A 21,825-nucleotide genomic window follows, 5' to 3' on the forward strand; every position below is an offset into this window, starting at 1 on the left:
GGTTCAGCGAATTGGCGCGATGTTGAGCAGCTTCACGGCATTGAGCCCCTCGATCTGGTCCACCTCGTCGCTGGACAGCCCGTGCACCGAGGCGACCAGCTGCCGCGGATGGTCCTCGCCCATGTCGTAGGGGTAGTCGGTGCCGAGCAGCACGCGCTCGGCACCGAAGAGGTCGACCAGGTGGCGCAGCATCTCGGGGTCGAACACCATGGTGTCGACGTAGAAGGTCTTGAGGTAGCTCGAAGGCGCGCGATCGATCACCGTGCGGCAATCCTTGCGTGCGCTCCAGGCGTGGTCCATGCGCGCCCAGTAGTGCGCCACGTAGCCTCCCCCATGCGCCGCGATGAAGCGGATATTCGGGTAGCGGGCCACCACGCCATCGAAGATCAGGTGGCTCACGGCCACTGTCGTGTCGAGTGGGTTGCCGATCACGTTGTTGAAGTAATGGTCAGTGAGCCGGGCGCCTTCCGAGAAGCCGACCGGATGCAGGAAGATCACCGCGCCGAGCGCGTCGGCGCGCGCGAAGAAGGGCTCGAGCCCCAGCTTCGCGTCCGTCAGGTCGAGGCCGTTCACGTTGGTGTTGATCTCCACCCCGCGCAGGCCGAGCCGGCCAAGGGCGTAGTCCAATTCCTGGATCGCGAGCTCGACGTTCTGCAGAGGCACCGACCCGAAGCCAACGAAACGCTGCGGCGTGTCGGCCACGAGTGCCGCGATGCCCTCGTTGACCTGACGTGCCAGAGCGGCTCCGCGCTCGGGCGGGGTGAAGTAGAAGTACTGGAACGGCGCCGGGCTGACCGCCTGGATGTCAATGCCCATGCGGTCCATGTCGTCGAGGCGCTGGTCGATGCCGGTCAGCTTGGGCGCGCGCTCACGCATCTGGACGACGTTGGTCTCACGCGTGAGCGCGTTCGCATAGATCACGCTCGGGTCGTGACGGCCCACGTCGAGGTCGCTCGCGGCCTTGGCGACGTCCGGATTCAGGTAGTGGCAGTGCACGTCGACTACGGGTGGTCGGTCGCCGCGTACGGGTGCGGAAGCGGTCGCCGCGTGCGCCATCGAAAGGGCTGCGGACCGCGCGCGGCGGTCGGGCGCCGTCGTGTGGCGGTGGGTCGGGTCGGTGCAGTGGGGCGCGCAGGTGTAGAGCACGTGAGGTCCGTTCGAGTGTGTTTGGATGTTTGGAAAGAGGGCGAGCCTAGAACACGCCGAGGTGACGGGTTGCGAGCTCGGGTTCGGCGCGCACGGAGTCGGCGCGGCCGGCATGGACGACATGGCCGGTGTTGAGCACCACGACATCGTCCGCCACTTCGAGCGCCAGGTTGAAGTTCTGCTCCACCAGCACGATCGATAACCGGTCGGCCTTGAGCGTCTTGATGGCCTGTGCGACCTCTGCGACGATCAGCGGTGCGAGTCCCTCGGAAGGCTCATCCAGCAGCAGCACGCGCGGGTTGCCCATCAACGCACGCCCGATGGCGAGCATCTGCTGCTCGCCGCCGGAGAGCGTGCCGGCGCGTTGTCGAGTGCGCTCCTTGAGGCGGCCGAAGGTGGCGTAGACGCGGTCGAGGCTCCACGCGTGCTTGCCGCCGCTTGCGTTCCCTGCCGCCGCCTGCTCCGCCACTTGCAGGTTCTCCAGCACCGTGAGGTTCGGGAAGATGCGCCGGCCTTGGGGTATCAGCCGCATGCCGGCGCGCGCGATGCCTTCCGGCGACATCCGCTCGATCGGGCGGCCAGCCAGCTTGATGATGCCTCGGCGCGCCTGGTGCAGTCCCGCGAAGGTGTTGAGCGACGTGCTCTTGCCGGCGCCGTTGCGTCCCAGCAGTGCAAGCACTCGGCCTTCATGCAGGTTCATCGAGAGTCGGTGCACGACCTGACTCTGCCCATAGAAAACGTCGAGTCCGCTCACGCTCAATGCATCAGTGGCCAAGGTAGATCTCCCGCGTTCTGGGGTGGTTCACCACGGTTCGCCGGTCGCCTTCGACGATGACCTGCCCATAATGCAGCACCGTGATCTGCTCGGCGAACTCAAGCGCGACATCCATGTCGTGTTCGATCATCAGGATCGCGGTTTCGCGCGGTACCTGGGCGATCAGCCGCTGCACGACCACGCGCTCGTCCTGGGACAGGCCCGCGAGCGGTTCGTCGAGCAGCAGCAGGCGTGGCTGCTGCGCCAACCCGAGCGCGAGCTCGACCCGGCGCTGCTCGCCATAGGACACGTCGCACACGCGGTGCAACGCCTTGGCGCCCAGCCCCACACCGTCGAGCAGCTGCACCGCGCGTTCATGTAGCGCCGCGTGCCGTGAAAGGTCGGTGCCGGCACTGAGGCGCAGCGGCATCAGCGCCAGCAGCCCCAGCACCACGTTGTGCGCCAGCGTGTCCTTGGGGAACAGCGTGATGATCTGGTAAGTACGGGCGAGGCCGCAGCGCGCGCGCGCGCGCACAGCCAGCTTTGTCACGTCTTTGCCGAATACCCGTATCGAACCGCCATCCGGGCGAATTTCACCGCCAATCAGTCCGAACAGTGTGGTCTTGCCGGCGCCGTTGGGGCCGATGATGAGGCGTCGCTCGCCGGGCTGCATCGTGAGCGAGACATCCTGCGTGACGGCGATGCCGCCGAAGGATTTCCGGAGTCCCCGGATTTCGAGGGCGGCCGTCATGCGCGTTTCTCCGTCAGGCGGGCCAGCAGCGCGCGCACGCCAGGCACGATGCCGTGCGGCATCACCAGCACGATGAACACGAACACTGCGCCCAGCAGCATGTTCCAGCGCTCGATGTAGCCCGATGCGTAATTCTTCAGCAGCATCACGAGGACGGCGCCGACGGCAGGCCCCGCCAGCGTGCCGGCGCCGCCGGCGATCACGCTCAGCAGCACTTCGGCCGAAGAGGTCACCGACAGCACGCTCGGATGGACGTACTTGTGGAAGTACACGTAGAGAAGCCCCGCCACAGCGCCAACGAAACTCGCGCCCACGAAGGTGCACCACCGAATTGCCCAGACGTTGTAGCCGAGTGAACTCATGCGCCGTGCCTGATCGCGGGTGCCGCGCAGTGACGCGCCGAAGGGTGAGTTGACCAGCCGCCCCACGACGAGCAACACCACTGTCGCGATCGACAACACGAACCAGTAGTAGGCACTGCTGTTCTCCATGTCGATGCCGAACGGGGCCGGTCGCGTGAGGCCCGAGAGGCCGTTGTCGCCGTTGGTGACGGAGGTCCAACGGTATGCGAGGCCCCACACCACCTGCGACAGAGCGAGGGTCAGCATGAGAAAGCTGAGCCCGGAGGCGCGCAATGCGATCCAGCCAAAGACGCCGCCGATCGCCGTGGTGGCGAGCAGCGTGAGGGGTGCAGCCATGGCGTGGCCGATGCCCAGTCTCAGTGCGAGCCAGGCGGCGATGTAGGCCGACAGGCCGAGGTAGGCTGCGTGGCCCAGCGAGGTCATGCCCGCGTAGCCCACGAGCAGGTTCAGGCTGGTGGCGAAGATCACGGCGATCAGCATCTGGCTGCCGAGGTTGACGTAGTACTCACCGAGCACCGCGGGCAGCAGGGCCAGCGCGGCGAGCAACAGCAGGGAGCGCAGCGTGTTCATGCTCGTGCACCTCCGAGCAGGCCAGCGGGCCGGAAGGCCAGCACGAGGATCATCGGCAGAAACAAGATCACGTAGGCGAGATCCGGAACCAGTGCGATGCCGAAGGTGTAGATGAAGCCGATGATGAAGCTCGCGATGAAAGTGCCCATCAGGCTGCCGACGCCGCCGAGGATGACCACGATCAGCGCCAGGGGCAGCATGTCGGCGTCAAGCCCCGGATAGGCCGACAGCATCGGGCCGCCGAATGCGCCGCCGAGACCGGCGAGCATCGCGCCGAGGCAGAACACGCTGGTGAACAGGGCCGAGGCACGGATTCCGACCGCACGCGCCATGGGCATGTCGTCGACGCCCGCGCGGATGCGTGCGCCAAGCCGCGTGCGTTCCAGCAGCAGGTAGAGCATGACGGCGGCCACGAGTGCGACCCCGATCACGGCCAGTCGGTAGCTCGGAAAACTGAAGCCGAGCCATGATGTCGGGCCGCTAAGGAAACTCGGCGGCGAGACTGGGATCGGATCGCCGCCCCACAGCACCAAACAGAGATCCGCGGCGATGAAGGAGAGGCCGAGCGTGGCCAGCACCTGAGCCTGCGCGTTGCCCGAAAGCCGGCGCAGCACCAGGCGCTCGAACAGCCCGCCGATGATCGCGGTGGCGAGCGCAGCGAGCGCCACTGCCGCCGCGAAGCCCCAACCGGCGCGCGCCACGCTCGCGGCGACGTAGGCCCCGATCATGAAGAGCGCGCCGTGGGTGAGGTTGGCGATGCGCATCAGCCCGAAAATGAGTGCGAAGCCCGAGGAGAGCAGTAGCAGCAGGCTGCCGAGGGCCAGACTGTTGAGTGTCTGAGTCAACCAGAATTGCATGTTCTTGATGTCGTGGCCCGCCATGCCGATGCACGCGCGGGCCGTGACGCTCCGGTGTGGGTGTCAGGCGCCCAGATTCCTGGCGGGCGGCCAGTCGCGCGAATAGACCGGTTCTGCCAGGAATTTCTTCGGGTCGTAGGTCCAGAACTGGCTCACGTCCGGATAGGTCTCGATGATGCTGTTGACCAGGCGTCCGTCCTTGCGCCCGACGGTGCGCACGTAGACGTCGCCGACCACGTTGCCCCAGGCATCGAACTTCACCGGCCCGCGCGCGGTCATCGCGTTGGTTTTCTGCAGGGACGCGCGCAGCGACTCGCGGTCGAAGGACTGACCCTTCAAAGGCGCCAGGGCGGCGTCGAGCACCGAGGCGCTGACGTGCGTGCACGCGGCATAGAAGCCCGGGTCGTAGCCGTGCGCCTTGCGGAAGGTGCCCGCGAACTTCTCATTGATCGGGTTCGCAAGTTCTGCGGAGTACCAGTTGACCGTGACAATGCCCAGCGCCTCGTCGCCCATGTTGCGCAGCACCGCTTCATCGAGGGTCGTCATGCCTCCGACCAGGGCGAGCTTGCCGCGCAGGCCGTATTCGTTGAACTGGCGGATGAAGCGAAAGCCGTTGGAGCCCGCGAAGCCGAGGAACACCGCGTCCGCGTCTCGGCTGAGCTGGGCCAGGAAGGTGCCGTAATCCGGCGCCGTCAGCGGCGGGAAGAGCTTCTGCACGACCTTGCCGCCGGCTTCCTCGAACACGCGCTGAAATCCCGCCGTCATTTCGTGGCCATAGGCGATGTCATCGGCGACCAGCACCATGCGCTTGTACTTCAGCTTCTTCGCGCAGTAGTCAGCCAACGGGTGGGCGCACTGGGCCGACGTGGAACTGGCGCGAAACAGCCAGGGGTTGGCCTTGCGCTGGGTCATGTCCTCCGCCGCCGCGACCGGGAAGACCGGGATCTTGCGGGCGCGCATGTAGTCGTCGGTGGCCAAGGCCTCGAAGGCCGCCAGGGGACCCATGAGCACCTGCGCGCCTTCCCGCTCGACCAGTTCCTGGGTCTTGGTGCGGGCGCTGGACGGCACGCCGCCGGTATCGGCCACGATCAGTTCGACCTTGCGGCCACCGAGCCGCTGGTCATTGGCCGCCAGGTAGCTCTGAAGCCCGCGCTCCATGTCGATGCCGCCAGAAGCGAAGGGGCCGGTCTTGGCGGTGAGCAAGCCCAGGCGCAAAGGCTCGGGCGAACCCTGGCTGCGCACCAGGGATGGTACCGCCAATGCGGCGCTGGCGGTTGCTGCCGCTGCAACAAAACTCCTGCGATCCATTGTCATCTTGTCTCCGGTCTTGGTGGGGGTATTGGGTGAGGTGCGATCCGTCATCGCATCGTATTAACTGATCGAACGATCAATAATAATGGCCCAAAATTGGGAGATCAAGACACGTTTGATCGTGATGTGTCGGGGTTTACCCGCGTGAGGTGGCAGTTCGACCCTGGTCCGCTAATAATCGAGTGATCGGTCCTTGTGGGCCGGCGGGAGCGCAAGCGCCGCCCGTGACCAGCCGACCATTGCCAAAGACCCTCGATGACGCAACGCATCGCCAAGACAAACGAATCCGAGCAGGATGCCCCGATCAACCCCATGCAACGGCGGCGGCGTCTGGCGCCCGAGGACCGAGAGCACGAGATCGTCCAGTCCGCGATCAGCTTTTTCGCCAAGCATGGTTTCGAAGGCAGCACGCGCGACCTCGCGCAGCGCCTCGGCGTCTCACAGCCTTTGCTTTACCGCTACTTCCCGACCAAGGAAGCCCTGGTCGACCGGGTGTATGACGAGGTGTTTGTGCGGCGCTGGAATCCGGAGTGGGAAGAGTGGCTCGCGGACCGCTCGCATACGCTCGAAAGCCGCCTCAAGCGGTATCTGAAGGACTATGCGCACTTCGTCCTGCGTGGCGAATGGGTGCGCATCTTCATGTATGCGGGGCTCAGCCGCGCCGGAGTGAACCAGCGCTACCTGGCACGCCTGCGCGAGCGCCACTTCCTGCTCATCGCGCGTGAGCTTCGCTTTGCCTACGACATTCCGGAGCCCGAGAGCAACGAGGCCGAGGACGAAGAAGTCGAACTCATCTGGGCCATGCATTCCAGCGTTTTCTACATCGGCGTGCGCAAGTGGGTCTACGACCTCCCGGCGCCGCGGAATATTGATCGATTGATTGATATGAGGGTCGAGTCCTTCCTGCACGGTGCACCGCAGGTGCTCCGCGCCGGTCGGGCTGCCGCCTTGCCGTTGGCGAGCGGCAGCCCGAAGCGCAGCGGGAAGGCCGCCTGACGTTCAGGCGGGCTGCTCCAGCAGTGCATCGAGAAAGCGAACGGCCGCCGGCCCGATCGCGTCTGGGCGCCAGACGACGCGATAGTCGGTGCGCATCTCGAGCAGCGGGAGATCGCGCACCACGATGTTCGCACCCGAGAACTGCACCAGGCTCTCCTGTGCGGCGCACAACCCGAAGCCGCTGGCAACCAGCGCGAGCGCTGAGATGATGTCGCCCGCGACGCATGCAACCCGCGGCTCGAAGCCCAGACGGTGGCACGCCAACATGAACTTGGCGCGCAATGAGGGACCGCTGCGCTCGGGCGTCACCACCCATTCGGCATGCACCAGCTGTTCGGGCGAGATCTCCGGCTCCGCGACCAGCGGGTGATCGCGCGGCATCAGCATCACGTAGCGTTCCGAGCTGAACACCGCTGAGGCGAGCCCCGGGTCGGTGAGATCTTGTGTTTGGATCGCGAAATCCAGCCGTCCGCGCCGCAGTTCCTCCAGTTGCTCACTCTCCAACGCTCCCTCGAACTGAAACCGGATCGCGGGGTAAGCTGCCTGCACGCGCTTGGCGGTGTCAGGAATGACGCCGTTGTACAGCGCGCCCGGCATATGGCCGATGACCACCGTGCCGCCAGCGCCACCGGCCCTGCGCTGCAAGTCCAGCACGAGTCGCTCGTTGCTCGACAGCAGCTTGCGTGCGTTGAGCAAGAGCTCGCGTCCGGCATTGTTGAGACGCAAGCTTCGCCCGACCCTGTCGAACAACGAGAAGCCGATCTTGTCCTCGAGATTCAGAATGGTTCGACTCAGAGGCGAGGCCGAGATGTGCAGCTTCTGGGCGGCCTTGGAAACGCTCTCATTTTCCGCGACGCAGACGAAATGCTTCAGTGTTCGCAGATCGATGAGGTTCATGGGGTCTGTGCTCGGTATGACGGCGGCAGTTTACCGAGCTCGGATCGGGAATGTCCGTGACCATGAGAAATATTGTCCTTTTCGGTCATCTTCTTGTTAGCGATCATTCGATCAACGCTGTGGCCACCACCCAGCCGACACCGATCGCGGGCTCGCCCGCTCACCCTTCGAAGGCCCAGGGCGTCCCCTATGACTCAAACCCTTTCCGCTTCCGTTCAGCGCAAAGTCATCCAGCGAATCATTCCCATCCTGATGCTGATGTACACCATGGCGTACCTCGATCGCATCAACATAGGGACGGCAGCGCTGCGCATGAACGCAGACCTTGGCATCAGCCAGCAGGTCTTCGGCCTCGCGGCCGGTCTGTTCTTCGTCGGCTACCTGGCCATGGAGATCCCGAGCAACATCATCCTTCACCGGGTCGGCGCGCGCATCTGGCTCACTCGGATCATGGTGACCTGGGGGCTGATTTCCGCCTGCACCGCCTTCGTGCAGAACGGGTGGCAACTCATCGCCATACGAATGCTGCTCGGCGTGGCGGAGGCCGGCCTGTTCCCGGGACTGATCTACTGCCTGGCCTTGTGGTTCCCGCCCGGCATACGCGGGCGCATGCTTGTGATCGCCGTTCTGCCGTGGGCGGTCATCGTAGGCACGCCGGTCTCCGCCGCGATCGTTCAGTACGCCGATGGCCTCTTCGGTCTTGCCGGCTGGCGGATCATGCTGTTCGTCGAAGGACTGCTTCCGGTGCTGCTGGGCCTCTACTCGATCCGCTTCCTGACCTCAAAGCCCGAGGAGGCTGATTGGTTGACCGACGATGAGAAGCGGCAGGTCATCGCCGCAAGGGACAGTGGCATCACCCCCGGATCCGTCGATCAAGTGCCGTTGCGGACCACTTTGCTCCAGCCGCATTTGATCCTGCTGTCGCTCGCTTACGCAATGGCGCAGATGGGCTTCTATGCCAGCCTGATCTTCACACCGCAGATCATGAAGGAATTCGGCCGGCTTTTCGGCGTCACGCTCTCGACGATTCAGGTGGGCCTGCTGTCGGCGATCCCGAGCGTGTTCGGCATGGTCATGTACTGGTTCTGGGTCTCGCACTCCGACCGCACCAGCGAGCGGGTCTGGCACGCCATCGGCGCCTTCCTGATCGCCGCAGCGGGCATCTGCATCCTGGTCAGCGTGCCCAATCTGTATGGGTCGATCGCCGGCCTTTCACTGCTGACGGCGGGGCTGGTGAGCGGGCCGATTTGCATCTGGCAACTGACGGGCGTCGGCGTCAAGGGCAAGACCGCTGCCGTGGTGTTCGCCTATGTCAACAGTTTCGGCATCGTCGGCTCCATGTTCAGTCCCTACATCATCGGCCTGCTCAAGGACAGCACGGGCTCTTATGACGCAGGCTTGGCTTTCCTCGCGACGGCGGCGCTGTTGGGGGCCTGCTTCGTCTATTTCGCCAGCCGGTTCATGCGCCGCAAGGCCTTGCTCGGAGCCTCTCTTGCATCCCTGGACAACTACGGCCCTGTGACCCGGTAGTTCCGGCGCCCCTTCAACAATTCTTCCCGAGGCATTTGAATGATCCACTTCGACCACGTCTGCATGGCAGCGCCCAACGTCTACGAATCCACCTTCCGGCTCAGCAACGAGACCGGTCTCGGCAATTACGACGGCGGGTTCTTTCCGCTCTACGGACTGGGTCACCGCGTGGTGCCGCTCGCGCCCGACATCTATATCGAGGTCGAAAGCGTGATCGACCGCAGACCCCTGGAGCGCGGCGAGCCATTGACCGTCTTCATGGAGCGCCAGACGCGCGAAGGCGATCGCTTCGTCGGCTGGTGCCTGCGCTCGGACACGCTAGAGGAATTGGAGGCCTTTGCAGCCCATCACGGCACGACGGTCGATCCCAATACCACCGGGCGTGAAGCCGGCCGGCAGATGATGAACGGCTCGCGCGGCTTCGCCCTGCAGGCACCGAGCGCGACCGCGGCCTGGCCGATCGGCAAGCCCAACCTCTACTTCAAGCCTGACGGCGGCACCCACGCTGCGAGCCTGCCGGTACTGCCGGGGTCGGGCGAAGTCCGTGGACAAGGGCTGGCGTGGATCGAGATCGGCGGAACGCACTCCGACTTCAAGGGCTGGCTCGGCGACGTTGCATCGCCTTCGGACTTCCCGTTCGAGATCCGTTACAACGGCGGCGCTGCCGGCCTTTACGCGCTTGGCGTGGACACCAATGAAGGTCTGAAGGAGATCCGTCGTCCCCCGGTCAAACTGGAGGCACGGTGAGAACTCTTCTTGAGCCGCGTCTGCTCAACGCCGGACGCCCATGGGTTCAGTCGTGGATTGCAGTCACGACTCGTTCCTGAAGAAATTCCAGCAGCACCCGAACTCTTCGTGAGTGGCGACGGTTGGGCAGATACGCGGCGTAAACGCAAACAGTCTGGTCCTGCGGATTCACCGAAAACCCCTCGAACAGCCGCCTCAGTCGTCCCGCACGAACATCATCGTGCACCAGCCATTGCGGCAACAGGGCGATGCCGAGGCCGCTGAGCACGGATTCCCGCAGTACGTCCGAATTGTTGACGGCCAGCCGGCCGTTGACCTCGACATGCGTGACCTTGTCCGGGAGGCCAAAGGACCAACGCTGCGGACCCGCTTGATAGGCAAAACGCAGGCATTCGTGGTGACTCAGCTCCTCGGGCAAGGACGGGACGCCCCGGCGCTCCAGATACGCATGGCTGGCGACCACATACCGATGGTGTTCCGCGAGCTGTTTCACGATCAGGTGGGGCTGGTTCGCGGGCGTACCGATTCGCACAGCCACATCGATGCGGTCGGCCGCCAGGTCCACGTAGGCGTCGGACAACACAAGTTCGAGCGACACGCGCGGATGGGCTTCGAGGAACCCGGCAACATGCGGGCCAAGGCACAGGCGACCGAAGGTCACTGGCATGGAGACGCGCAGCGGACCCACTGCCTCGGCGCCGGTGTCCGCAATGCTTCCGTCGGCTTCATCCAGATCGGACAGCACACGCGTCACTTGCTCGAGGTACGCCGCACCTGCGTCGGTGAGCGTGACCTGACGTGTGGTGCGGGTCAGCAAAGCACTGCCCAACGATTCCTCCAGCGCGTCCATCAGGCGGGTCACAGAGGAAGTGGCGACGCCCATGCGACGGGCGGCCTTCGAGAAGCCGCCCGTTTCGGCGACGTCGATGAACGCTCGGAGAGCAAGAACTTTGTCCACACCGTCCCTGGTTGCACGTGGCGCAACGCTGGATTGCAGCGTCGCGGTATTCACTTGTTGAACGCAAAGCCTAATCTTCCAGCATCTTCAAAGCAAGGAGTTGCCATGACCCCGATCGAGATCCAATTGACGTACGACTTCATCTGCCCGTGGTGCTGGATTGGTCACGAGAATCTGAAGGCTGCGCTCAAGGAGGCCGACTTGATGACTCCGGCGACCATCAAATACGTACCGTATGAACTGAACCCGACCATGCCCAAGGCCGGGGTCGACCGGAAGGCGTATCGGAGCGCCAAATTCGGTAGCTGGGCGCGCTCTCAGTCGATGGATGCGGACGTGACTCTCGCGGGCAAGCGAGCTGGCGCGGAGTTCAACTATGACCGCGTGGCGATCACTCCCAACACACGACTCGCTCATCGGTTGATGTTTTTTGCCCAAGGCAAAGGCGACACCGGCAAGGCGGAGTCGCTTCTCGAAGGCATCTTCGCCGCGTACTTCACCGAAGGACAGGACATCGGGACCGTGGAAGTCCTGGTGACACTGGCCGGTCGCGCCGGCTTTGACGCCGAAGAGGTGCGAAGCTTCCTGGCCTCGACCACTGGCGAGCGTGAAGTGGTCGAAGCCGAGCTGCAGGGCGAGGCGGCTGGCGTCCGCTCGGTTCCGACGATTCGCATCGGCGATGTGCCTGTCAGTGGTGCCCAACCGCCATCGGTGTGGGTTCGAGTGCTTCGAAGCGCGTCTGACAGCAAGGCGGCCGAAGCAGCGGTCTAAGCTCTCGGATCGCTCAGACAATAGAGGGCAAGAGCTCAATGGCTCCATTCAACGTCGCTTACGCGCGCGCGCTGGACGCGAACCGGCTATCGCTTGGCCTGATGACGCCGCTTGCGCGCCATCCAGGCACGATGCCGGACCTGGAAATCGAGCGAGTTGCGGCCGAGCGTGCCGACCGCCATGGGTTCGCCGCATTGTGGGCACGCGACGTCCCGCTCATGGTGCCGCAAGGCACCGACCTCGAGTCGGCGGCCCTGGATGACCCGTTCGTCTGGCTATCGACCCTGGCGGCAGCGACCAGGCAGGTGGCTTTGGGAACGGCCGCAGCGGTCCTTCCGTTGCGACATCCATTGCACTTGGCAAAGTCAGCGCTATCGCTGGACCGCCTTTCGGGCGGCCGCTTCATCCTTGGCGTGGGCTCTGGTGACCGCGAGGCCGAGTTTGCGGCCTTTGGTCAGGATGCGGCCCTGCGCGGGGACGCATTTCGCGCGGGTTGGTCGCTCTTGAGAGCTGCGCTCTCGCCGGAAGCCAGTGAACGCAAGGTACTCCTGGAGGCTACGGGCGGCTATGACCTGGCCACAGTTCCGACGAGCCGCATTCCGATGCTGGTCGTGGGCTCGGCTCGGCAGACTCTGCAGTGGATTGCCGCCAACGCCGAGGGCTGGGCGTCCTACCACCGGGACGAAGTACGGCAGCAGGGGCGTATCGGGCTCTGGCGATCGGCGGTCTCTGAGCGTGCGGCCGGCCAGCACAAGCCCTTCGTCCAATCTCTTCACCTCGACCTGGTCGAAAAAGCGGACGCGCCTGCAGTGCGCATCGAGCTAGGCATCCGGTCCGGCCGTCATGCGCTTGAGGCATACCTTGTCCGCATGGACGCGATGGGCGTAGGCCATGTGTTGCTGCATCTGGCGAGAGGCCCGCGGCCGGTTCTGGACATCGTCGACGAACTTGGCCTGGACGTTCTGACTTCCTTCCATGCAACGCCGCCGACCTTGAAAGTTGCGACCGCGCGGGCTTGAGCGCAGGGTGGCGCGGTGTACTCAGCGGTCAATCTTGCGTTCATCGCAACGCCGAATTGCAATCAATTCATATTCTGAATTTCTATCGCAAAGCCCAAACTTCAGTTCACAAACCAACTGGAGTTCGTCATGTCAAACCAGGCAACCCTGCATTACGTCTACGACCCCTTCTGTGGGTGGTGCTATGGCGTCGCGCCGCTTCTTGCTGCCGCGTCCGAACTGGAAAGACTGAAGATCGTTCCTCACGGCGGAGGCATGTTGGCCCTCGACAACGCGAAGATGATGTCCGCAGACTGGCGCCATTTCGTCCGCCCGCACGAGACACGCATCACCGCACTGAGCGGCCAAGAGTTTGGTGACGCCTACAAGGCCGGCACGCAGTTCAACTACGACGTGGTGCTTGACTCGGCGCCTCCGACCGCAGCCATGCTCGCTGCCGAAGAACTCGCCGGCGTGGGGCTCAGGATGCTGAAACGCCTGCAGACGGCCTACTACGTCGAAGGCCGCCCCATCGCGGACCGCGCTGAACTGACGCGCCTTGCCGTGGAACTCGGCCTCGACGAAGAACGCTTCTCGGCCGCCTTTGATCAGGGCACTTCCAGGCTGCCCGAGCATTTCGAAAACACGCGTGAGCTGTTGTGGCGCGCGGGTGGGCGCGGCTTCCCGACTTTGGCGCTTGAACAGGACGGGGAGCTTCAGATGCTTCACCTCGGTCAGTTCCTCGGCAAGCCCGCGCAATTCCGCGAAGCTCTCGAGGGTCGCCTGGCTCACGCCTCAACCCACGCTTGATCGCGCCAGGCGCAGTCTGGAGAGATTCATGACCACCCACACCACGAACAACAAGCCTCGCGCACTCATCATCGGCGGCTCCCTCGGCGGACTCTTTGCGGCCACGACGCTGAGAGCCATTGGCTGGGAGGTCGACGTCTTCGAACGATCCCCGAACGAACTCGACAGCCGCGGCGGCGGTGTCGTGCTGCAGGGCGATGTACTGTCTGCGTTCCATTTCGCAGGGGTCCAGACCCTGGGCGCGCTAGGCGTCAGGTCGGGCGACCGCATCTACCTGGACCGCGACGATCGCGTCGTCCAACGCAGTTACATGCCGCAGAGCCAGACGTCCTGGAACATGCTCTACGGCACGATGAAACAGCACCTGCCTGCGGAGATATTTCATCCGGGTGAGCGATTCGTTCGTTTCGAGCAGCATGGCGACCGCATCACCGCCTGCTTCGCCAGCGGCCGCGTCGAAACCGGCGACCTGCTCGTCGGCGCCGATGGCGCGCGCTCCGCGGTGCGCGAGCAAGTCATCCCTGGTCTCGTTCCCGACTACGCTGGCTATGTCGCATGGCGCGGTCTGGTCCCTGAAGAGGAACTTCCTGCAAGTGCCGCGGATGTGCTTGCGGGCACCTTTGCATTTCAACAAGGCCCTGGCCACCTGATGCTCGAATACCTGGTCCCGGGTGAAGGCCAATCGATCCAGGAAGGTCATCGGCGCTGGAACTGGGTGTGGTACCAGAAGGTGGAGCACGGCGATGAACTCTCGGCATTGATGAGCGACCGCTTCGGAGTCCACCACGCGTTCTCGATGCCGCCGGGTGCGCCCAAGGATGAAGACCTTGCGCTTCTGATGCAAACGTCGAGGGACTTGCTTGCGCCGACCTTTCAGACTCTGCTTGAGGCCACGAAGGAGCCCTTCGTCCAGGCCATCCTGGACCTGCAGGTGCCGCGGATGGTGTTCGGTCGTGCCGTCCTGCTTGGGGACGCCGCATTCGTGCCCCGGCCCCATACCGCCGGCAGCACTGCCAAGGCTGCGGCCAATGCCCTGGCTTTGGCCAAGGCGCTGCAACCCCTGGGCTCCGACATCGACGAGGCGCTGTCGGATTGGCAGACGGGGCAGCTGCGCGAAGGCATCGGAATGACCGAATGGGGCATGAACATCGGCGATCGAATCATGGGAATCCCGCGCAGCCACGTGATGCTGAAGGCTGCCTAGACCGCGCAGTAGCGCTCCTGGATCGCTTCATCGGCCAGCATGGCTTGCGCGCTGCCGCTGTAGACGATTTCGCCCTGGTCGAGGATGTAGGCGCGGTCTGCAATCCTGAGGGCCAGACCGACGTTCTGTTCGATGAGAAGAATGGTCACGCCGCTGCGCTTGAGCGCGGCGAAATACTCGAACATCTCATCGACCAGCACCGGCATGATGCCTTCGGAAGGCTCATCGAGCAGCACCATCTTCGGCTTGGACGCCACAGCGCGCGCAATGGCCAGCATCTGTTGCTCCCCGCCCGACATCGTAATGGCCATCTGGTCAAGGCGTTCCTTCAGCCGTGGGAAGGTCTGCGCGATCTCCTCGATGACATCCGCCTCATGCCGGCGCAGCGGCGAGGCGAGGAGACCCAGGCGGATGTTCTCTCGCACCGTGAGGCCGGGAACGATACGGCGCTCCTCGGGAACGTAAGCCAGACCTATGGCAAACCGGGCATGCGCCGGTTGGCCGAGCAGCTCGATGCCTTCGAACTTCACCGACCCCTTCGCTCTTGGAATGAGCCCGGCGACGCTCTTGACGGTCGTGGTCTTGCCGGCACCGTTGCGACCGATCAGGCAGACAAGCTCACCCTTGTGAACCTTCAGGCTGACACCCTGAAGAATGTGACTGGTGCCGTACCACGCGTTCAGATCGTTGACTTCAAGCATTCCGCGCTCCCTCAGTGGTTGCCTTGGCCGAGATAGACACGCTTGACCAGGTCGTTGGCGCGAATGTCGTCCGGGGTGCCTTCAGCGATGAGCTCGCCATGGTGCAGGACGACGATGCGCTCGCTGATGCCCATCACCATCTTCATCTTGTGCTCGACCAGAACGACGGTGCGCTCTTCGACGAGCTTGCGAATGAGCGCCATCATGACCTTGGTCTCTTCGGGACTCATGCCTGCCGTGGGCTCATCCATCAAGAGGAGTCTGGGCTGGCCGGCGAGTGCGACTCCGATTTCGAGCGCACGCTGCTGGCCATGTGCCAATTCCCGCGCGAGGTGGTTGGACCGCTCGGAGAGCCCGACCGTCTTCAACACCGTCTCGGCTTGTTCGCTCAAGCCATGGAGCGCCGAGCGCCGGCGCCAAAGGCCGTAGCGCGACACATGCGCCTGGAGCGCGATGCGCACGTTTTCGAGCGCCGTGAAGTTCGGAAACAGGTTCGTGATCTGGAAGGACTTGGCAATGCCGGTGTGCGCAAACTCATGCGGGCGCATCCCGGTGATGTCCTCGCCCATGAAAACGATCTGACCGTCACTGGGTGCGAAGGCGCCCGAGAGCATGTTGAAGAAGGTGCTCTTCCCCGCGCCGTTGGGACCGATGATGGACGTCAGGATTCCCGGGCGAATCTTCACGCTCACGTCGTTGAGCGCCTTGAAGCCGGCGAAGCGCTTGCTGACGTTTCGCGTCTCGATGATGGCATCAGCGTTCATGGGAGACCTTCTGAAGGAACGTGCCCCAGACCCCCTTCGGGAAGAACAGGACGAAGAAGACGAAGACGCCGCCGACGAGGAGCTGCCAGTGCTCGGTCCAGTTGGATGCAAGGTCCTGGATCAGCAGAAAGAGCGCCGCGCCGACGAAGGGGCCGAAGTAGGTGCCCATGCCCCCCAGGAGGCACAGCATGACCACCATGCCCGAGGTGGCGTAGTCCAGCGTCTCGATGGGAACGCTGGAGAGATGGATGGCATTGAGCGATCCGGCCAGGGCGCAGAAGCCTGCGGAGAGGACGAACGACAGCAGCTTCGTTCGCTCGATGTCGAATCCACAGGCCCGCGCCCGTGCCTCATTCTCACGGACCGCCTCGATGGCGCCACCGAATGGGGAGGCCAGAATGCGGGAGAGAAGCCACATCGCGACGGCCACGAATGCAAAGACGAAGTAGTACTTCTGCAGCGGGTTCAGGAGGTCGAGCTTCAACCCCAGAATGCTCACTTCCGAGACGTTGACGCCGCGCAGGCCGTTCTCTCCACCGGAGGCAGGCAACTGGTACACGAGAAAGTAGACGCATTGAGAAAGTGCGAGGGTCACCATCGCGAAGTAGATGCCGCGTGTCCGGATGGCCAGCAGGCCCATCACCAGCGCGACCAGGCATCCAGCCGCAACGGCAGCCGGCACCGCCGCCCACCATGGCACGTTGTGCTGGGCGATGAGAATGCCGGCGGTGTAAGCACCGACGCCGAGGAATGCGGCGTGACCGAATGACAGCAGCCCGGTATAGCCGAACAGCAAGTTGAAGCCAACGGCGAAGAGGCCATAGATGAGTATGTTGATGGCCAGCGACTGATAGGGCATCAGCCAGGGAAAGATGGCAAAGAAGAGGACAGTTGCCAGGACGCGATGCTTCGCAACTGTTCTCAAGACATCCTGCCAAGTGCGCGACGGTTTCTTCGTGGCGGGGGGCGTGATGGCACTCATGGTCGGTTCCTTCATGACATCAGTCCGGCGCGACCGAAGAGACCCTGTGGACGAACGAGAAGCACGGCAGCCATGATGACGAACATGGAGACCTTTGCCGCTTCCGGGAAGAAAAGCACAGCCATGCTTTCGACCACGCCAATCAGCAGGCCGGCGACGACAGCGCCCATCAGCGAACCCATACCGCCTACGACGGTGACCACGAATGCAACGGTCAGCACCGAGGTTCCCATTTCGGGTGACACCCCTTGCATGGGTGCCGCGAGTACGCCGGCGAGGGCGGCGATGCCGGTTCCGACGCCGAAGACGATGAGCCAGACGCGGGAGACGTCCACCCCGAGCACGCGGACGATCACCGGGTCCCGCGCGCCGGCTCTGACGACCAGGCCGAATGGCGTGCGCTCGATCACGAGCCACAGGGCCAGGAGCAGTGCGCCGACGACGCCGATGACGAACAAGCGGTAGGTCGGGAAGTCGGCGAACCCGAGGTTCGTCGCACCCTGCAGAACTTCGGGGGTGTCGAAGGGCAGGCCGGCTTTGCCCCAGACGATGCGCACGCCTTCGACCAGCATGTAGGCGAGGCCGAAAGTCAGAAGCAGGGGGTAGTCGATCCCGCGGCCGTACAGCGGTCGGATGAGCCAGCGTTCAGCCAGCATGCCGATGGCACCGACCACGATGGGTGCAATGAGCAGGGCCAGCCAGAAGCTGCCGGTCTTCTCCGCGGCCACCAAGCCGATGTAGGCCCCCAGCATGAAGAAGGCCCCATGCGCGAAGTTCACGACGGTGAGCATGCCGAAGATGAGAGAGAGGCCGACAGCCAGCAGGACATAGACAGCGCCCAGGGCCAGTCCGGTGAAGAGCTGCAGCGCGAGGAGGTCGAACGTGATTTCCATGGATGTGCCCTCGACGTGTCTCAGGCTGCGTGCGCGAGCGTCGGATAGTCGGTGTAGCCCTCGGCCGATCCGCCGTACCAGCCGATGCTTCTGGGTTCGTTGTACGGTCCGCCCAGGCGGATGCGTGCGGGCAAGTCGGGGTTGGCCAGGAAGGGGCGCCCGAACGCTACGACGTCCAGTGCGCCCGTGGCGATGAGGTCGCGTGCCGCGTCCGGCGTGATGCCGCCGTTCCCGATGAGGACGCCGCGAAAGCGCGGCCGCACGACGTCCAGGATCTTCGGCATGTCCGGTTGACCGGCCCATGCGTTGGTGTCCGCGAGATGCAGGTAGGCGATGCCGTATTCGTCGAGCATGGCCGCCACGGCGGCGTAGGTTTCGGCTGGATGGGGGTCGCGCGTGCTGTTGTAGGCGGCGAAAGGAGAGATGCGTACACCCACGCGCGCCGCGCCCACCTCGTCGATGGCGGCTTCCACGACCTCGCGCAGGAAGCGCAGGCGGTTTTCCAAGCTGCCACCGTAGCCGTCGGTGCGCCGATTGGTCGTTGGCGACAGGAACTGGTGTGGCAGGTAGCCGTTGGCGGCGTGAATCTCCACGCCGTCGAAACCGGCCTTGAGCGCGTTGGCCGCGCCGCGTCGATACTGCTCGACGGCGTCTTCGACCTCGGCCGTTGTCATGGCGCGCGAGGGCGTGGCGGCAATCCGCACGTACCGGCCCCGAGCCAGTTCGCCCCAGACCTGGAGCGCGTCGAGGTCGTCGTTGACGCCCGAGGGCGACAGCGGTGCCGCACCGTCCAGCAGCCCGTCGGCGCCGACGCGGCCGCAATGCCACAGCTGGAGGAAGATGTGGCCGTCGCGGGCATGGACCTCCTGGGTGACGAGCTTCCATCCTTCCACCTGGGCGTCGCTATAGATGCCTGGCGCCTTTTCGAAGGCGCAGCTCATCGGCGTCACGTTGGTGGCCTCGGTGATGATGAGGCCCGCGGACGCGCGTTGGCCGTAGTAGGTGGCGTTGTCCCGGCCAGGGACGTCGCCTGCGGTCGCGCGGGAGCGCGTCAACGGCGCCATGGCGATGCGATTGCCGAGTGTCCGTCCGTGCAGCGCGATGGGGTCGAAAAGGCTGGGCATGGTTTGCTCCGGTCGATGGGAAGGGAGAGGAAAGGGGGATTCGGCCTCAGCCCTTGAAGCCGAGTTCCTGGCAGGAGCGCAGGAGCTTTTCATCCGCCGGCTCGACGTGCAGGACCTTGAATACTTCCGTCGGGTCGCGCGTCTCCTTGCTGTTCGACTCGATGACCAGGACCGACTGCACCGACTGGTGATCGCAGCTGCGGTAGTACTGGGGGCCCTTGTACGTGTCGTACTTCAGGGCCGCCAGGGCGGCACCGACCTTGTCGCTGTCCGTCGTCCCTGCGGACTTGACGGCCATCAGGAGTGACTTCACCGCCGAATAGGCCATCGCGCCATAGTCCGAGGGGTATTTGTTCTCGTTGGCGGCCTTGAATGCGGTATTGAAGGCCTTGGCTGTCGGTGTCTTGCTTTCGATTTCCCAGAAGTACTGGGTGCCGCCGACGACGCCCTCATAGGTCGATGCGCCCCCGGCCACACGCGCGGTGTAGGTCAGGATGGGCGTCACGAACTTCATGCCCTTCTTCATGCCGAACTCGCCGGCCTGCTTGATGGAGATGCGGTTGTCGTTGCCGAAATTGTTGAAGACGAGCACGTCCGCCTTCATCGCCTGCAGGCGCGGCAAGAAGGTCGAATAGTCTTGCGCGCCCAGAGGATGCTTGACCTCGCCCACGACCTCGGCACCGAGCTCCTTGGCGACGCGCGTGAAGCCGCGCGTCATCTCCTGGCCGTAGGCATAGTCGGCCGTCAGGAAGGCCACCCTCATGCCCTTCCTGAACACGTAGCGACCGACCGCCTGGGTCGTCATGTGCGGATTCAGTGCCTCGTGGAAGGTGTACGGGCCGGCATCGCTCGCCTCGTTGATGGCATCGGATTGGCTGACGGACACGTAGATGATCTTGCGCTGCTTGGTCACGTTGTTGATCGACAGCTGAGTCGCCGCGGAGAGTCCGCCGACGATGAAGTTGGCGTTGTCCTTCTCGAGCAACTCCAACGTGCGGGTAGCGGCCTCGCCGGGATTGAGCTTGTCGTCGCGCACGAGGAGCTCTGCCTTGCGGCCATTGAGTCCGCCAGTCTCATTGAACTCCTTGACCGCCAGTTCGGCGTTGCGGACCTGGTCCTTGGCCTCGGCGCCGTACGGACCGGTGAGAGGCACCGGCAGCCCGATCTTGATGGTCTGTGCCTGAACGGCGCCAAGGACCAAGCCCAGGCCAGCCGTGACGAGGGCCCGACCGGCCAGCCGGCGAGGGGATGAATGTTGTCTCATGGGGTGGTTCTCCTGTTGGCCCGAGGCGGGTTCGGAAGTACATTGCTTGTTGAGCGTCTGATAACTTTGGCGGAATCAGAGTAAATTGTCAATCGATAAATAAGATAGGGGAAACCCGAGCGCCGATGAAGCAACCGAAGTCACTCCTGGCGACGCAAGCCGCCGAACCGCGCACACCTGCCGGCCCCGCCCCGCGTCGGCGGCTCGCGCCCGAAGATCGGGAGCACCAGATCGTTCAGGCCGCCATCTCGTTTTTTTCCAGGCACGGCTTTGACGCCAGCACACGGGACCTGGCCAAGGAGCTGAACGTCACGCAGCCACTGCTCTACCGGTACTTCCCGACCAAGGAGGCCCTCGTCGACCGGGTCTACGAAGAGGTCTTTGTGCGTCGGTGGAACCCGGAGTGGGAGGAGTGGCTCGCTGATCGCGGGGTGCCGCTGACCGAGCGGCTGAAGCGCTATCTGAAGGACTACGCGCGCTTCGTCCTGCGCAGCGAGTGGGTGCGGATCTTCATCTATGCCGGCCTCAGCCGAGGGGGCATCAATCAGAAGTACCTGGCGCGCCTGCGGGAGCGTCACTTCCTCGTCATCGCGCGGGAGCTGCGCCACGAATTCGACATCCCCGATCCTCGGGATGCCGACGAAGAGGACGAGGAGGTCGAACTCGTCTGGGCGATGCACTCGAGCGTCTTCTACATCGGGGTGCGCAAATGGGTCTACGACCTTCCCGCGCCCAAGCGCCTGGAGCGGCTTATCGACATGCGCGTCGATGCCTTCCTGTCCGGCGTTCCCCAGGTTCTTCGCGCAGAGCGAATCTGACGGTCGCGAGCCGCCTGTGAAAAGCAGGCGTCGCGTCTCTTTACATTTCCGGTCGAGCAGAATCGCTTGCGGCCTGCCGCTGCTTCCACTATTATTTATCTTTCGATCAGTTAATGTTCTTTTTGGAGCAGACTATGCCGATAAACAAGCTGGCCCACTATTCGGTGCGAACGACCGATATGGACGCATCCAGGCGCTTCTACGTCGAAGTGATGGGCTTCCGCGAGGGCTTCCGGCCCCCGTTCCAGTTCCCGGGGCTGTGGCTCTACAGGGGAGGCGATGAGTCCGAATACGGCGTCGTGCACATCATCGGCATCGATGCCCATGATCGGGCGGGGTTGACTGCGTACCTCGGCGACAAGGCGGAAGATTCGTTGCAGGGCAGCGCGGCGGTCGACCATCTTGCTTTCTTGGCGACGGACCTGCTGGACATGCACCGTCGCCTTCATGCCGCAGGTCTTCAGTTTCGCGAGCGCACCGTACCCAGCCTGGGGCTGCACCAACTGTTCGTCGAGGACCCGTCTGGCGTCACCATCGAGCTCAACTACCCCGCCGCGGAGGGGATCGCCGCAGCAGAGCGCGCAAGTGCCACTGTGAACTGAGCCGGCGAGAAGAAG

General features: G+C 64.1%; 23 protein-coding genes. 9 read left to right on the forward strand and 14 right to left on the reverse strand.

What is annotated here, in order from left to right; genetic code table 11:
* Positions 1–3 precede the first annotated feature (3 nt).
* From AC1D2O_RS22745 to AC1D2O_RS22770, 6 genes are all read right to left on the reverse strand, one after another.
* Positions 4–1,146, reverse strand: a complete 1,143-nt coding sequence (locus AC1D2O_RS22745) for an amidohydrolase family protein (RefSeq protein ID WP_478091606.1) — start codon at positions 1,144–1,146, stop codon at positions 4–6.
* 46 nt (positions 1,147–1,192) lie between these two features.
* On the reverse strand, positions 1,193–1,921 hold the full coding sequence (locus tag AC1D2O_RS22750; RefSeq protein WP_478091608.1) for an ABC transporter ATP-binding protein: 729 nt from the start codon (positions 1,919–1,921) through the stop codon (positions 1,193–1,195).
* Positions 1,911–2,651 (reverse strand): ABC transporter ATP-binding protein, encoded by a 741-nt coding sequence (locus tag AC1D2O_RS22755; protein ID WP_478091610.1) that lies wholly within the window; start codon positions 2,649–2,651, stop codon positions 1,911–1,913. The genes AC1D2O_RS22750 and AC1D2O_RS22755 overlap by 11 nt, the downstream gene beginning before the upstream one ends.
* Positions 2,648–3,583, reverse strand: a complete 936-nt coding sequence (locus AC1D2O_RS22760) for a branched-chain amino acid ABC transporter permease (RefSeq protein WP_478157943.1) — start codon at positions 3,581–3,583, stop codon at positions 2,648–2,650. The genes AC1D2O_RS22755 and AC1D2O_RS22760 overlap by 4 nt, the downstream gene beginning before the upstream one ends.
* Positions 3,580–4,440 (reverse strand): branched-chain amino acid ABC transporter permease, encoded by an 861-nt coding sequence (locus tag AC1D2O_RS22765; RefSeq protein WP_478157944.1) that lies wholly within the window; start codon positions 4,438–4,440, stop codon positions 3,580–3,582. Before AC1D2O_RS22765 ends, AC1D2O_RS22760 begins: the two co-directional genes overlap by 4 nt.
* A gap of 63 nt (positions 4,441–4,503) precedes the next feature.
* A complete protein-coding gene (locus AC1D2O_RS22770) occupies positions 4,504–5,754 on the reverse strand; it encodes an ABC transporter substrate-binding protein (RefSeq protein WP_478094390.1) in 1,251 nt (416 codons plus the stop codon).
* Positions 5,755–6,006: 252 nt separating this feature from the next.
* On the opposite strand from AC1D2O_RS22770, the gene AC1D2O_RS22775 reads away from it, so the two are divergent.
* Positions 6,007–6,747 (forward strand): TetR/AcrR family transcriptional regulator, encoded by a 741-nt coding sequence (locus tag AC1D2O_RS22775; protein ID WP_478157945.1) that lies wholly within the window; start codon positions 6,007–6,009, stop codon positions 6,745–6,747.
* A gap of 3 nt (positions 6,748–6,750) precedes the next feature.
* On the opposite strand, the gene AC1D2O_RS22780 is transcribed toward AC1D2O_RS22775, so the two are convergent.
* Positions 6,751–7,644 (reverse strand): LysR family transcriptional regulator, encoded by an 894-nt coding sequence (locus AC1D2O_RS22780; protein ID WP_477650223.1) that lies wholly within the window; start codon positions 7,642–7,644, stop codon positions 6,751–6,753.
* A 189-nt stretch (positions 7,645–7,833) separates the two neighbouring features.
* Between AC1D2O_RS22780 and AC1D2O_RS22785 the strand changes: the two genes are divergently transcribed.
* The gene (locus tag AC1D2O_RS22785; RefSeq protein WP_477650224.1) at positions 7,834–9,174 is read left to right on the forward strand and encodes an MFS transporter; all 1,341 of its coding nucleotides are present in this window, start codon (positions 7,834–7,836) and stop codon (positions 9,172–9,174) included.
* Positions 9,175–9,213: 39 nt separating this feature from the next.
* Complete coding sequence (locus tag AC1D2O_RS22790) at positions 9,214–9,921, forward strand: VOC family protein (protein ID WP_477650225.1); 708 nt, start codon at positions 9,214–9,216, stop codon at positions 9,919–9,921.
* A gap of 46 nt (positions 9,922–9,967) precedes the next feature.
* On the opposite strand, the gene AC1D2O_RS22795 is transcribed toward AC1D2O_RS22790, so the two are convergent.
* Positions 9,968–10,879 (reverse strand): LysR family transcriptional regulator, encoded by a 912-nt coding sequence (locus tag AC1D2O_RS22795; protein WP_478157946.1) that lies wholly within the window; start codon positions 10,877–10,879, stop codon positions 9,968–9,970.
* Positions 10,880–10,984: 105 nt separating this feature from the next.
* On the opposite strand from AC1D2O_RS22795, the gene AC1D2O_RS22800 reads away from it, so the two are divergent.
* From AC1D2O_RS22800 to AC1D2O_RS22815, 4 genes are all read left to right on the forward strand, one after another.
* The gene (locus tag AC1D2O_RS22800) at positions 10,985–11,650 is read left to right on the forward strand and encodes a DsbA family oxidoreductase (RefSeq protein WP_477650227.1); all 666 of its coding nucleotides are present in this window, start codon (positions 10,985–10,987) and stop codon (positions 11,648–11,650) included.
* A 38-nt stretch (positions 11,651–11,688) separates the two neighbouring features.
* A complete protein-coding gene (locus AC1D2O_RS22805) occupies positions 11,689–12,669 on the forward strand; it encodes a TIGR03571 family LLM class oxidoreductase (RefSeq protein ID WP_477650228.1) in 981 nt (326 codons plus the stop codon).
* Positions 12,670–12,798: 129 nt separating this feature from the next.
* Entirely contained in the window at positions 12,799–13,458 is a 660-nt protein-coding gene (locus tag AC1D2O_RS22810; protein WP_478157947.1) for a DsbA family protein, read from the forward strand.
* 28 nt (positions 13,459–13,486) lie between these two features.
* Positions 13,487–14,662: an FAD binding domain-containing protein gene (locus tag AC1D2O_RS22815; RefSeq protein WP_478157948.1), complete on the forward strand. Its 1,176-nt coding sequence runs from the start codon at positions 13,487–13,489 to the stop codon at positions 14,660–14,662.
* Here the strand turns inward: AC1D2O_RS22815 and AC1D2O_RS22820 are convergent.
* Genes AC1D2O_RS22820 through AC1D2O_RS22845 form a run of 6 tightly spaced genes read right to left on the reverse strand, consistent with a single transcriptional unit; the run spans position 14,659 to position 20,390 of the window.
* Positions 14,659–15,363, reverse strand: a complete 705-nt coding sequence (locus AC1D2O_RS22820; protein WP_478091218.1) for an ABC transporter ATP-binding protein — start codon at positions 15,361–15,363, stop codon at positions 14,659–14,661. The genes AC1D2O_RS22815 and AC1D2O_RS22820 overlap by 4 nt on opposite strands.
* Positions 15,364–15,374: 11 nt before the next feature.
* Positions 15,375–16,127, reverse strand: coding sequence for an ABC transporter ATP-binding protein (locus AC1D2O_RS22825; RefSeq protein WP_478091220.1), 753 nt, complete (start codon positions 16,125–16,127; stop codon positions 15,375–15,377).
* A complete protein-coding gene (locus tag AC1D2O_RS22830; RefSeq protein WP_478091222.1) occupies positions 16,117–17,109 on the reverse strand; it encodes a branched-chain amino acid ABC transporter permease in 993 nt (330 codons plus the stop codon). Before AC1D2O_RS22830 ends, AC1D2O_RS22825 begins: the two co-directional genes overlap by 11 nt.
* Before the next feature lie 11 nt (positions 17,110–17,120).
* Positions 17,121–18,002 (reverse strand): branched-chain amino acid ABC transporter permease, encoded by an 882-nt coding sequence (locus AC1D2O_RS22835; RefSeq protein ID WP_478157949.1) that lies wholly within the window; start codon positions 18,000–18,002, stop codon positions 17,121–17,123.
* Positions 18,003–18,022: 20 nt separating this feature from the next.
* Positions 18,023–19,126 carry an alkene reductase gene (locus tag AC1D2O_RS22840; RefSeq protein WP_478091225.1) on the reverse strand — a complete coding sequence of 368 codons (1,104 nt, stop codon included), beginning with the start codon at positions 19,124–19,126 and terminating at the stop codon, positions 18,023–18,025.
* A 46-nt stretch (positions 19,127–19,172) separates the two neighbouring features.
* Positions 19,173–20,390 carry an ABC transporter substrate-binding protein gene (locus AC1D2O_RS22845; RefSeq protein WP_478157950.1) on the reverse strand — a complete coding sequence of 406 codons (1,218 nt, stop codon included), beginning with the start codon at positions 20,388–20,390 and terminating at the stop codon, positions 19,173–19,175.
* A gap of 125 nt (positions 20,391–20,515) precedes the next feature.
* On the opposite strand from AC1D2O_RS22845, the gene AC1D2O_RS22850 reads away from it, so the two are divergent.
* Together AC1D2O_RS22850 and AC1D2O_RS22855 are read left to right on the forward strand one after the other, a co-directional pair.
* Positions 20,516–21,208, forward strand: coding sequence for a TetR/AcrR family transcriptional regulator (locus tag AC1D2O_RS22850; RefSeq protein WP_478091228.1), 693 nt, complete (start codon positions 20,516–20,518; stop codon positions 21,206–21,208).
* A gap of 134 nt (positions 21,209–21,342) precedes the next feature.
* Positions 21,343–21,810 (forward strand): VOC family protein, encoded by a 468-nt coding sequence (locus AC1D2O_RS22855; protein WP_478091230.1) that lies wholly within the window; start codon positions 21,343–21,345, stop codon positions 21,808–21,810.
* Positions 21,811–21,825 lie beyond the last annotated feature (15 nt).

This window comes from Variovorax sp. P1_G12, assembly GCF_056405555.1.